At 30.2% G+C, this 12,797-nt stretch carries 12 protein-coding genes; 10 read left to right on the top strand and 2 right to left on the bottom strand.

Annotated features, from left to right (window positions below):
• Position 1: 1 nt before the first annotated feature.
• The gene (locus H8K90_RS07910) at positions 2 to 1,354 is read left to right on the top strand and encodes a 3-oxoacid CoA-transferase (RefSeq protein ID WP_186845425.1); all 1,353 of its coding nucleotides are present in this window, start codon (positions 2 to 4) and stop codon (positions 1,352 to 1,354) included.
• A 486-nt stretch (positions 1,355 to 1,840) separates the two neighbouring features.
• On the opposite strand, the gene H8K90_RS07905 is transcribed toward H8K90_RS07910, so the two are convergent.
• Positions 1,841 to 2,566 (bottom strand): LytR/AlgR family response regulator transcription factor, encoded by a 726-nt coding sequence (locus H8K90_RS07905; RefSeq protein ID WP_186845424.1) that lies wholly within the window; start codon positions 2,564 to 2,566, stop codon positions 1,841 to 1,843.
• The gene (locus H8K90_RS07900) at positions 2,563 to 3,606 is read right to left on the bottom strand and encodes a sensor histidine kinase (protein ID WP_186845423.1); all 1,044 of its coding nucleotides are present in this window, start codon (positions 3,604 to 3,606) and stop codon (positions 2,563 to 2,565) included. The genes H8K90_RS07905 and H8K90_RS07900 overlap by 4 nt, the downstream gene beginning before the upstream one ends.
• 250 nt (positions 3,607 to 3,856) lie before the next feature.
• On the opposite strand from H8K90_RS07900, the gene H8K90_RS07895 reads away from it, so the two are divergent.
• The 9 genes from H8K90_RS07895 (at position 3,857) to H8K90_RS07855 (ending at position 12,558) form a co-directional block, all read left to right on the top strand.
• Positions 3,857 to 4,171 carry a DUF2147 domain-containing protein gene (locus tag H8K90_RS07895; protein ID WP_186845422.1) on the top strand — a complete coding sequence of 105 codons (315 nt, stop codon included), beginning with the start codon at positions 3,857 to 3,859 and terminating at the stop codon, positions 4,169 to 4,171.
• 55 nt (positions 4,172 to 4,226) lie between these two features.
• Positions 4,227 to 4,925: a hypothetical protein gene (locus H8K90_RS07890; protein ID WP_186845421.1), complete on the top strand. Its 699-nt coding sequence runs from the start codon at positions 4,227 to 4,229 to the stop codon at positions 4,923 to 4,925.
• Between the two features lie 12 nt (positions 4,926 to 4,937).
• The gene (locus tag H8K90_RS07885; protein ID WP_222611337.1) at positions 4,938 to 5,987 is read left to right on the top strand and encodes a S1C family serine protease; all 1,050 of its coding nucleotides are present in this window, start codon (positions 4,938 to 4,940) and stop codon (positions 5,985 to 5,987) included.
• Positions 5,988 to 6,077: 90 nt separating this feature from the next.
• Positions 6,078 to 6,236, top strand: a complete 159-nt coding sequence (locus H8K90_RS07880) for a hypothetical protein (RefSeq protein ID WP_186845420.1) — start codon at positions 6,078 to 6,080, stop codon at positions 6,234 to 6,236.
• A gap of 752 nt (positions 6,237 to 6,988) precedes the next feature.
• A complete protein-coding gene (locus tag H8K90_RS07875) occupies positions 6,989 to 8,107 on the top strand; it encodes a hypothetical protein (RefSeq protein WP_186845419.1) in 1,119 nt (372 codons plus the stop codon).
• Between the two features lie 216 nt (positions 8,108 to 8,323).
• The gene (locus tag H8K90_RS07870; RefSeq protein ID WP_186845418.1) at positions 8,324 to 8,659 is read left to right on the top strand and encodes a hypothetical protein; all 336 of its coding nucleotides are present in this window, start codon (positions 8,324 to 8,326) and stop codon (positions 8,657 to 8,659) included.
• Positions 8,659 to 11,124, top strand: a complete 2,466-nt coding sequence (locus H8K90_RS07865) for an AAA family ATPase (protein WP_186845417.1) — start codon at positions 8,659 to 8,661, stop codon at positions 11,122 to 11,124. Before H8K90_RS07870 ends, H8K90_RS07865 begins: the two co-directional genes overlap by 1 nt.
• Positions 11,125 to 11,135: 11 nt before the next feature.
• Complete coding sequence (locus H8K90_RS07860; protein WP_186845416.1) at positions 11,136 to 12,167, top strand: hypothetical protein; 1,032 nt, start codon at positions 11,136 to 11,138, stop codon at positions 12,165 to 12,167.
• 10 nt (positions 12,168 to 12,177) lie between these two features.
• Positions 12,178 to 12,558, top strand: a complete 381-nt coding sequence (locus H8K90_RS07855) for a hypothetical protein (protein ID WP_186845415.1) — start codon at positions 12,178 to 12,180, stop codon at positions 12,556 to 12,558.
• The last annotated feature ends 239 nt before the right edge of the window (positions 12,559 to 12,797 follow it).

Below are 12,797 nucleotides of genomic sequence, written 5' to 3'. Positions count from 1 at the left end.
AATGAAAACAGTTCCAATAATAAGTGCTGAAAAAGCGGCAAGTTTAGTAAAAGATGGAGACGTCATTTTAGGTGGTGGTTTTGGTATGACCGGTAACCCGGTAAATATCATTCATGAATTGGCAAAGACAAAAACCAAAGACTTAACTTTTATTGCCAACAATGTTGGCGAACCCAATATGGGTGGAGGTCGCCTACTGAATAATGGACAATTAAAGAAAATGATTGGCTCTTTTTTTACTTCGAATAGAGAGGCAGTTTTGGCTGCACAAGAAGGTCGGGTAGATTACGAATTATTGCCTCAAGGTACATTAGCAGAAGCTATTAGAGCCGGAGGTGCAGGTATTGGCGGATTTTATACGCCCACATCAGCTGGAACCTTGATTGCTGAAGGACGAGAAACCAAAATGCTTAATGGAAAAGAGCAAGTTTTTATAGAAGGTATTAGAGGAAATGTAGCCATTATAAGAGCTTGGAAAGCAGATACGGCAGGAAATCTGCAATACCGCATGACGGAACAAAATTTCAATAGAGCAATGGCAACAGCTGCTGATATTGTGATAGCCGAAGTACAAGAGATTGTTCCCAACGGAGAAATTGATCCTAATGAAATTCATACACCAGGTTGTTTTGTAGATTATTTGGTGGAGCGAAAACTAACAGAAGAAGATTTAGGTTCATCTGCATCTGTAGGGTCTTCAAAAGTGATGGATGAAAAACGCATGAATATGGCCAAACGTGCCTTTGCTGAATTAAAAAAAGGCGACGTAGTCAACCTAGGAATAGGTATTCCCACTTTAGTGGCAGATTTAATTAAACCAGAAGATGGCATCATTCTACATACCGAAAACGGCATGTTAGGAGTAGGTCCCGAACCTAAAGATGGAGGAGGTGCTATGCACTATCCTGTAAATGCAGGTAAAGTGCCAGTAACGGCTTTGCCTGGAAGTAGTTATTTTGATAGTGCCGATAGTTTTGCCATGATTCGTGGTGGGCATATTGATGTAGCCATTATGGGTGGATTGGAAGTAGATGCGCAAGGAAATCTAGCAAATTGGTCCGTACCCGGAAAACCTTTGTTAGGTGTAGGTGGCGCCATGGATTTAGCATCAGGCGCTAAGAAATTAATTATAACATTACGTCATACAGACAGAGACGGTGGCTCAAAGGTAGTTGAAAATTGTACGTTGCCCATTACCGATTTTAACTGTGTAGATATGTTGATTACAGAATTGGCCGTGTTTAAATTTATTGACGGACAATTGACTCTTATAGAAATATTGCCAGGTAGTACATTGGAAGAGGTTCGTAAAAAAACTGAAGCCAAATTTGTAGAACTACTGCCGAACGTTTGACAGCGGACATTTTACATACTATTCAAATGAAAGCATCCAGTGGATGGTTTTATTTGATACGCAATTTTTTACAAACCCACAATTAGCTCAACATAATCATTAACGATATATAATCAGCTACGCTGTCATATATCTATGATTATGTGGAATATCGCCCAAAAGCGCTATTATGCTAATTGTTATAATTGTCCTATAACCTGCCTGCCGGCAGGCAGGTGTACTTGCGTTATGTACAACATGGGCTTGATTAACAAGACTTCTATTTTAAATTAGTGAGTTTATGAAGCTCGGAAACTCGACTTGGTTAAAAGCGGATTTTTAAATATAGTTTCTGTATTTTCTTCAACTTCTACAGTTTCTATACTCAGTTAGTGTAACACTCTTTTTACGAAGCGAAGATAGGAGCGCAGTGGAATGTGTGTGAAATGATTTTAAATCTATATTGATAAATTAAAAAAAAATACAATAGACTAAGTTGAATCGCTATCAATCACCCAATAAATTAAGCTGATCGATTAACTTAAGAAATTCATCTCGTTTGTTTTTACTTATTATGGCTGTATGATCTTTTAATCTTACCATATTACCATCTATACTGTCTATATGATTAATATTGACAATATGAGAACGATGTATTCTGTAAAAATTAGGAGGAAGCAACTCTTCTAATTTACTCATAGATTGTAACGACATAATTTTACGACCTTGAACGGTAATAATTTGTACATAAGGTCCTTGACCATTAATAACTATTATATCATGAAACGCAATACTTATAATTTTGCTATCTGCCTTAATAAATAATTTGTCTGTCTGTAGAGGAGATGACGTGTTTGAGGAATAATTGCCTTTAGAATTCTTTGTGGAAATAACTTTAGTAATTGCCTTATAAAACCGTTCAAAATCTATAGGTTTTAATAAATAGTCTACAACATCAAGTTCATAACTATGTACAGCATATTCAGAATACGCAGTAGTTAAAATAGTTGCTGGTTTATTTGGTAAAATTTTTAAAAAATCAAGACCAGAAAGATCAGGCATTTGAATGTCCAGTAACAAAATATCTATGCCACCTTGTTTAATATGTTTGAGGGCTTGTAATGCCGAATTGCACGTTGCTACTAATTCTAACTCTGGGACTTTATCAACATAATCTGAAAGAATTTTTCGAGCAATGTGTTCATCATCAACGATAAGACATTTTAGTTTCATAATGTAATCTTTAAATTTAGTTGGTAAATTTGATGTTCTTTGGTTATTTCGACGTCATGCTTAAGAGGATAATTCGCTTTAAGAAGTTTCAATGAGTTTGTAAGACCTATACCCATTTGTTTTTTTGCAGTTTCCTCAACAGTTTCCTTATAGGTGTTTTCTGTACTAAAAACAAGTTCGTTTTTGTCTACTTCCAAGCTTATTTTAATCCAACCTTCGGGATTGGTTTCTAAATCAGAATGTTTAAAACAGTTTTCAATAAAATTGATAAGAATCATTGGTGCAATCATATGATTATTTGTAATTCCAGCATGATAAAAATCTACATTCTGAGAATCTTCATGTTTAAGCAATTGTATACTCAAATAATGTTCAATCAGTTCTTTTTCCTTAGTCAAAAGTACTTTTGGCTGATCGCAATCGTACAATAAATAACGTAACAGTTTGGATAGCTTTGAAATCATTTCGGCAGCCCTTTCATCTCTCAGATAGGCAAGTCCATAAATATTGTTTAAGGTATTGAAGAGAAAGTGCGGACTTATTTGACTTTTTAATAATTTCAATTCTGCTTCAGCTCTTTCCGCTTTATACACTATTTTTTGAACAGCGTTGAGATAATAGACACGTGTTATACGAATACTCGCCATAAAAAATAGTCCAAGAACAACCATTAATACCCATAATACTACTCTAACTGATTTAGGTGCATATTGGTCACTAATTTGTGTTAATCCTAAAACTTCAGACATTATGGTATGTGAGTAAATCCCAACTATAAAAAGAAGCATATTGAGACCAATTAACAGTCCTAATTGTTTATTGATTTTACCTTCTCTTGCCAAATAGGTAGGAAAGAGCTTATATCCAAAAAGCCAAATAATAAGCGAGCCAAAAAAGACATAAGTCACTAAATAGTATGTAGTAACTGCAAGGCTTCTCTGAAAACTTAATATCAAACTGATAGTTACATGCATCCCAAACCAAATGACGTATGGTCCAACTTTTAGAAATTGCTCAGTCTTTGATAATGCTTTGCTCATAAGTGCAAATTTAAAATGATATTACATTGACTTACAATCAAATGTATGAAATGATGATTTAATAGCATGAATATTAAATATTGATAATTAAAAGGTGTTGTTCTTCAGAGTATCAATTTGGTTTATGTATATGAGCGTTTCGTGAATTTTTTTTGTTGCTGAATTGCGATGGAAATAGTTTTGCCTCGTAATCAAAATTATAGTAATCATGAAACACAAATTTTATTTTATCTCAATGATACTATTCCTTATGTCCTGTCATCTCTTTGCACAAGACAAAGAAGATAGAATAATAGCAGTTTGGGATACAGGTGAAGCAAAAGTAGATATCTACAAATCAGATAAAATGTACATAGGACATCCTCTTAACTCTAAAGGAGAACGTAATGATAAAATAGAAGTGCTTAACCTAAAGTATAAAGAAGGCAAATGGGTTGGCAAAATATACTCTAAAAAGAGAGGAAAGCTTTTGGATGTAAAATGTAAGGTGGAAGATGATAAATTGCTTCTTGAGGTAACTGCACGTTTCATATCTACAAATCTACAGTGGAGCCAAGTTAAATAATAAAAAGCGCTACAGATTTAAGTTTGACTTAAAGAATTTTTCAAATTAAATTAGAATGAAAACACACACTATTCTGGTTAGCTTTTTACTAATTACAACTTTTACTATTGCGCAAGAAAGCAAGTATTATTTAGGAATTTCCTATGGTAAAAGTTTTCCATTGGGAGATTTTACTGCTAATGATATCAATAAATCCAACGCTGGATTTGCTGAAAGTGGAACTAAGCTAGATGTGTATGGAGGCTATATTCTAAGCAAGCATATAACTTTTACATTTACTTTCCGTTATCAAAATTTCAACACCAATATTAACGCATTAACTAACGGTTTAGAAACAAATAATCAAGGTACAGTTTTTATTGGTAATTCTAATTCTTGGCAAATCTATTCCCTTTTGGGAGGCATTGCATATAAAGTAAGTATTAGCAAAAAATTTAGCCTATTTCCACGTATAGGATTTGGTCCTATGTTAGTTTCCTGTCCACAATTTTCAATTATAGCTACTAATGAAAACACTTATACAGAAATTAATGGTTCAAGTGAAACAGGAATAGGCTTAGGGTATGAATTTGGTATTGGACTTAAACGCAATTTAGGAAAAAACTTTTGTCTAATGCCAACGTTCACTTTTAGTGGTGGTTTTGTCACAATTTCTGATGTTGATACCACTGTTGACAATGCGGTTACAACTTCAAATTATAAACCTAAAATTTCTACATTCAATTTAGGGCTATCGCTAGCCTATAAATTTTAAACTAAAAATATCATGAATAAAATTAAAGAAACTATAGCAATTAAAAAGTTAACATGTTACATGGCCTTTTTTTGCTCAATAGCTATAAGTAATGCTCAAGAAATAGCATCGCTTTACAAGCAAGTAAACAAATCTGTAGTTACGATTATAACAGAATACAAGGTACTTAATGATCAACATCAATTTATTAGTGATGAGAGTATAGGTTCAGGTGTCATAATTTCTGATAAAGGGGAAATATTAACCGCTGCACATGTTGTAAATGATGCTGAGACAATCACTGTTAAGTTTCTAAATGGAGAAGAAATACTTGCTAAAGTTATTAAGTCAGCACCTGTTGCAGATTTAGCATTATTGAAGTTGTCTTGGATGCCAAAGGAGTACAAAACAGCAAAAATAGGCAATTCAGATACTGTTTCCGTAGGAGATAAAATTATGGTTCTTGGAGCACCTTATGGTATAGAACACTCATTATCTGTAGGGTATATTAGTGGAAAACGAACACAAAAAGCGAGAACTTCAGAATTTATTATCAATGAATATTTTCAAACAGATGCGTCCATAAATCAAGGAAATTCTGGTGGACCAATGTTTAATTTACAAGGGGAAATCATTGGTATTTCAAGCTATATTATCACTGAATCCGGAGGTTTTCAAGGCTTAGGTTTTGCAGCAACCTCAAATTTAGCTAAGAAATTAGTTATAGATGGAAATAGAAGATGGACAGGAATAAGTGGCTTTATTTTGGATAAAAAATTAGCTTGGATTTTAAATGTACCTATAGATGGAGGTATATTGGTTGAATCTGTGGTAAAATTTTCACCAGCAGACTTCGCAGGAATAAGAGGTGGATTTGAAACTATTAATATCAATGGAGAATCTTTAATCGTTGGAGGAGATATAATACTATCTGTAAATGGATTTCCATTAACTAAAGCAAACTTTGAAAAATTGGGTAGCGACATACTTAATAAATCAAACATCTATAATCAGAATTCGTTTACACTGATGATTTGGAGAGGTGGAAAACAGGAGGAAGTCAAGATTAACTTCAAAAATTAACCTTAGCTAACTAGTAGTATTTAACCCTTTGATATGACGTTGTTAACAAACTTTTACACTACACCAATACTAATCTAAATCATTTATATAATGGAAATAAATGCACATCAATTAAAACACATAAAAGTGAATAAACTTAATGAATCCTTTTGCGTATCATTGGTTGACCATAAAAAATTTGAAATAACAAAAGGCTATGGTAACACGGTTATTGAAGCTATAAATGATATGCACGATAATTTAATCTAAAAAAGGTAATTAGTTTTCTAATAAATCGGAATTAGTGAACCTTGGATTTGGGCACGCAATTATTTTTAAAGTTATTTTAATATTTTATTTTCAAACCCACAATTAGCTTGTACATAATCATTAACGTTATAGGACACTGCGTGTCACTAGAACTATGATTATATCAAATAACGCCCAAAAGCGCTATTACGCTAATTGTTATAAATGTCCTATAATGTACTTGCGTTATGTACAACATGGGCTTTATTCACAAGATTTCTATTTTAAATTAATGAGTTCATGAATCTCGCAAACTCGATTTGGTTAAAAGCTCATGTTAGTATTCTTATTGTAGAAAAATTTAATCTATAAACTTCTTTACTCAGTTAATGGAACACTCTTTTTCTGAAAGGGCAGAGGAGTGGTGGAAAATGTGTGTGGAATGGATTAAATTAAAATATTTTCTATATATTTATACAATCACTTGACCCTTAGTGATTAATATCCCTTATTTAAAATTAATAACTTTTTTTTAATTATCAAATTTACCCACTATTGGGTATGTTTTGGTTTTGAATAATGCCATAATATTATATAGCGAGTTGATAATTATAAATAATGACTCATTTTTTAAAATTTTTTGAATTTTACTAACCAATAAAACATATAAAATGAAAAGATTAAACACTCTAACTGTAATTTTTTGTATCGCAATAACTTTTTCCTATTCACAAAATAAACAATGTGATTGTTCAGACGCTCTCGACAAATCATTGAAAAATAAATATACAGAAACCCAACTTTTGGATTTAAGAATTGAACTTTATGAATATTATAAATTCCTACAAAAAAAAACCGATAATACAAGTATATCGTTTAGTCTTTCTTCTGCAGGAGAAGCTTTTACAAATTATGGAATTTTTGGAGGTTCCTCAGATAGCAATGGTGATTATGAAAGAAATAAAATGCGAAATCTCGAAAAAATAATAGAGAAAGATCAAAGTATTTCAGAACAAGTCTTTAAAGAAATTGTTACAGATGTTTTCTCGGATAATCAACTTGAGGCTTATGAAGCTTGTTTAAATTCTTGCCCAAAACAAAATGGAGTTTACTATGAAGTTACAGGTGATTTAGAGGATGTATTTGCTGTAAACCTTAATTTCAGCAATACTGTCGGACAAGAGAAAGTTACTTTATCAAATACTGCAACTTTAGTTAATTGTGAACCGATTGGCGGATTTTTATTAAAAGAAGGTTTAGTAATTAAAAATGGGAGAAGTGTTACCCAATATTTGAAAATTATAAACAAGGAAAAACCATCCCAAATTGGAATTAATTTTAATGAATTGTCTTTTGGAGCAATTAACTTTGGAGACGAATACATTGGTGGTAGTAAAAGCTTGCCTATTGGAACAATTATAAGTTCTACATTTAAGTATGAGACGTTTTTAGAAGTAAATAGATTTAAAACTACCGAAAATATGTCTAAAGCAATCTGGGTTCCATGTGATGGGCGTAATGTCCGTTCTTCTAAATATGGTGAATTTTCAGGTTCAGTACCAGATTTAAGAGGTCTATTTTTAAGAAATGTAAACGATTATAATGTTGCTTTTGATGGTGTAGGAAAAGTAAAATCAGAACAAAAAAACCCTGATAATACATCAGCTGGTGTAGTTCAAAAAGATGCTTTTCAAGGACACAGGCATTTTGAACAGAATACTTTAGTTATGACAGGTAGCAGAGATTTACCAAACCAACCTGATCAAAGACCAAATCAAAAAGGAGCAACGAATTCTGCTGGCAAGTTTGATGCTGGTTTTGGCACACCAAGAATTAGTACTGAAACTCGACCTAAGAATATGACTGTTTATTATTACATAAAGATAAATTGATTAAATTTTTTAAACACATTTATTATGAGAGAAGACAGATAATAAACGGAATGCTTATGAAATTAAAATTCATGTAAAAACACTTTGCTTTGTTTACGGCTTTTCTCATTTTAATTCTTACAAATTTTATTATATTTAAGCTCTCCCTTAATTAATTAATAGTTACGGTTTTCCGTAGTTTAAATAAATTCCTAGTATTTACATTTATAATACTAATTGACAACACTTATCTTATTAATTAAATTTAAAAAACACATTATGGATGAATTAATTATTGAAGCAATCGAAAACAAAAATCTTTTAGAGTTTTCTTACAAAGACCATCATCGTATTGTAGAGCCACATACATTTGGGGTATCTGCTAAAGGCAATGATAATCTAGCAGCATTTCAAATCGATGGCACTAGTGAGAGAAATAATGTACCTGATTGGGGATTATTTACTGTTGATAAAATGATGAACTTAAAAATATTAGATGAAAATTTTGAAGGCACGAGGCCAAAATATACTAGAGGAGATAGTAGAATGATAGAAATATATGCTGAATTATAATGATTAATAGGATTGATAAAATAAAATCATTTGGTTGTTTTGAAGATTTTGTATGGGATGATGTTAGTCTTAAAGATTTTAACAGAGCAAATATTTTTTATGGATATAACGGTTCTGGTAAAACTACCTTAAGCAATCTTTTTTTTCTTACTTCTAAATATTGTTTGAATAAAGATTCTTTGATTAATGAATATATAACGGATAATACTAATCTATCTATTAAAACAGAATCTAATAGTATTACTCAAAGAAACATTAAAGATTCCGTATTGAATCTTTATGTCTTTAATTCTAAATTCATTACAGATCACATATATGATGGCACAAAGTCTAATCTAGATTCTTTTGGTTCTGAAGCTAATTTGACAAATGATAAAATTGAAAGTATTGATGATCGATTAAAGACTCTAAGAATACGAAAAAATCAATTTATCACTTGGAATAGTGATCTTAATAGATGTTTAGATTCAATTTGGAAAGTCTGTCAAGATGAATTTAATGATAAAATAACGGGTAAACGTCTAACTCAAAAGCCTAAAAACTCGGATACCTCATTAAACGACTTTGAAACTGTAAAAGAAGAATTAAGAAAATTATATCTTGATTTTGAAAACTCTCAGACTACAGAAAAAATATCTGAAGGTCTTGAAAATATTAAATCAAAAATTGAAGAATTTAAATTTTTAGATATTGATTTTGAGAAAATCAAAATAAACATAGAAAATGAAATAAATCAAACAGCAAAGGAAAAGACAGAAGAGCGAATTAATTATTTAAAAAAGCAAATTCTTAAAACCCAAAACACAAATGTAGATGTTTCTAGTTGGCTCTATTCTGGAAAACAATTGTTGAAAATATCTAAGAATGATGAATCTATTTGTCCTCTTTGTGAATCCAATCTTACCGAAAATATCGACAATATCATTAATGAATATGAAGCTTATTTCAGTAAGGGTTTAGTTGAATTATTAAAGTATATTAGGGAAACCGAACAGCTTTTGAAATCACAAATGCTAAATGTTAAAGAAAATATTGATTCAAAGAAAGACATTGATGCCTTATTAAAAGCTTATGATTTAAAACCTTTAGTAGAAAAACTTTTTGATAAAGAGACTATTAACAAAGCCTTTGTTAGTTTGACTAAATTGTTAACGGATAAAAAGACCTCTTATAACTCAAATTTAAAAATTGATGACTCAATACAAGCAACTTTTGAAAATTATAATGAATCATTAAAAGCAATAAAAGTTGAAATTGATAATGCTATCATCAAAGAAAATAAAAGACTTGAAGAATTATTAGAAAGAAAGATTACAGATGAAATTAAATTAAAAATAAAAGATTTTGCTACTATTGAGTATAATTTAGACACAAATTGTATTCTTTCAGATTCTAAAAAAACAAATTCTCTTATTTCAAATAAGGTTATCAGCTTGCAAAAAAAGGTAGATATAGAAATTAATCTTTTAGAAACAGATAGAGATAAAGAAATCTCAAAATTAGATGCAGAAACTAAATATGTTAATTTGTATTTAGAGTATTTAGGAATTACAGATTTTGCAATTAAAAAAGTTAAAGATAAAACTACAGATAATATCTCTATTTCTTATAAATCTGGAATTAAAAAAAGCTCTTTAAAATATTCTCTAAGCGATGGAGAAAAAACAGCATTAGCATTTTCATTCTTTTTGAGTAAAATAAGGGTTGAGCAACTTGAAGGTGGAGCTGAAAATTATGAAAATTGTATTATTGTTATAGATGATCCAATATCTAGTTTAGATGAAAACAGACTTTTTCAAACTGCAAATTTGATAGATACATTTTTCTTTTTTAATGATTTATCAGAAAGTAAAATACCAAAACAATTGTTTTTATTAAGTCATAACATAACTTTTTTGAAATATATAAGTAATATTCTTAAAGCAAATGGTTTGTTAGAAAAGAATGTAAATGAATACTTCATTGCTCCTTATAAAAATGCTATTGCTAAAGTCCCTAACGGTCTTAAAAATTTCACAAATACTTATCTCCAAAAACTTGATGAAATAATAAAATTCAAAGAAAAAAATGATACTTTAGAATATGAACATGCAAAGAAGTTTATACCAAATTATATTAGAATTGTTTTAGAAACATTTTTAGCTTTTAAACTCGCTATAGTTAAAGATGAAGGTGGAGACAGACTACCTGGTTTAAATTATTTGATTGGAAAAGCTATAAATGAACTTCACAATGTTGATGATAGCATAAAAATCGGCGATATTGATAAAAAGGGAGTAGAAAAACGATTGATGCATTTAAAAAAGATTGCTGATACTGAATCACATGGAAGTCTCCATAAATTGGAAGCTATTGATTATATTTCTGATTCAGAATTACGAGAATACTGTAAATTCACATTGCAAATTATAGGCTACTTTGATGAAATTCATTTTAAACGTGTAAAGGGCCTAAAAACTGTATAAACAAAGATTAAATGGCAATTATAAAATTAAATCAAAAGTTAAATAGAGTAGAAGTCAAGGATTTTGAAATTAACAATAGTATTGTTTTTAATTACTTTGATAAATTATCAATGGATGAAAGAGAAGATAAGCTAATAAGAGCTTTGTATATTGGAGTATTAGCTCTAATGGAAGATAGAATCTCTGCGTTTCTATCTAAGACTAGCAATGAACTTGGCACTGAATTAGAAAGTTTGAAAATGATTTTTGATATGAAAAAGGAACTTTTTTATAAAACAACAATTAAGGGTTCATTGGCAGAAGATGATATTGCTGAATACTTAAATAATTATTTTAAAGAAAAGAAAATTAAAGATGTTGCTCAACTAACAGGAAATGAAACAGGTAACCTTGCAAGAAACAAAACAGGTGATATTATTTGCAGATTAAATGGAGATTCAGAATTAAGAATTACTATAGAGTGTAAGTTTGATAAAAGTATCCGGTTAGGAGAAATTGAAAAAAAGGATATTTTCACAAGAAAAACAGATACAGCTTGGAGTCAACTGATTGAATCCGATGCAAATAGAAGATCAAAAGTTAGTATTATTGTTTTTGATATTTCTCTAGTTGATAATAGTATTTTGAAAGTTTTTGAAAATGTAGGCTATATTCATTCTATTGGTTTTATTGCGATAATAGATTCACAGAGAGGAGACTACTCAAACTTAGCAATTGCTTATATGTTAGCAAGAGATATTGCGATAAATGCAAAAAATATAGAATTGGATAAAAATTTATTATCAATGATTGTTAATCGCATAATCAAAGATATTAACGAGATTACCAATATTAAAAGACTAGTAGAAGGCAATATTGAAAATAATAAAACAATCCTTAAACAATTAGAAAAGAGTATCCTACTGATGAATTTTAATCAAGAATATCTAACTAAATTTTTGAATGATGGTATTTTAGATAAGAAAGATTTACTTGATTTTTATATGGGTGAAGATGTTAAGGATAAATACAAATTAATTGAAAAGGAAATAAATGAACTTTAACAATATGTAAATGGAATTTAGAATAATAGCTAGAAGTGAAGATGAGTTGATGGAAAGAATACATGAAATGAAATCCTTTCATGCTGCTGCAATAAATTATGAGTTGTTTTGGCAAGTAATGCATAATATAGGGAATGGTCCAACAAGAAGAAGAGTAGAGGATTGGAAAAGTCAAAGTCTAGCTGAATGGATTGTTTTTTATGAAGAATATAATATTACTGTAAACAAAATACAGCTAAGTTTAATATTTGAATATGTAAATAGATATTTTACCGGCATTTTGCAAGCTAATTCACAAGGACATTATAAAGCTATTGTTCGCTCAAATATTTCAGAAGCAGATAACATATTCACATTAGAAAGGATTTCACTAAATACTCTTTCAATATAATATTATGTAAAATAGAATTTCAATGTTTAGCTCGGCCTCATAAAATTTTGGTAAAAACAATAGGCGAAATGAGCGTACATATTTTAGGGAGTTAGTAATACGTAAAGTAAAGAAGTCCAACTATAAATAGAATTTCTAAACAATCTTAATCAGTTCAGAAGTTTCCTAAAATATAGCGAATGAGCCGTTAATTGTTTCCAAAATTATATGCAGCCTTGAATTTTTGTTTCTTTTGTTTC

Source organism: Winogradskyella echinorum (assembly GCF_014297365.1).
Lineage (GTDB): Bacteria > Bacteroidota > Bacteroidia > Flavobacteriales > Flavobacteriaceae > Winogradskyella > Winogradskyella echinorum.
This window is presented reverse-complemented; position numbering and strand designations above follow the sequence as displayed.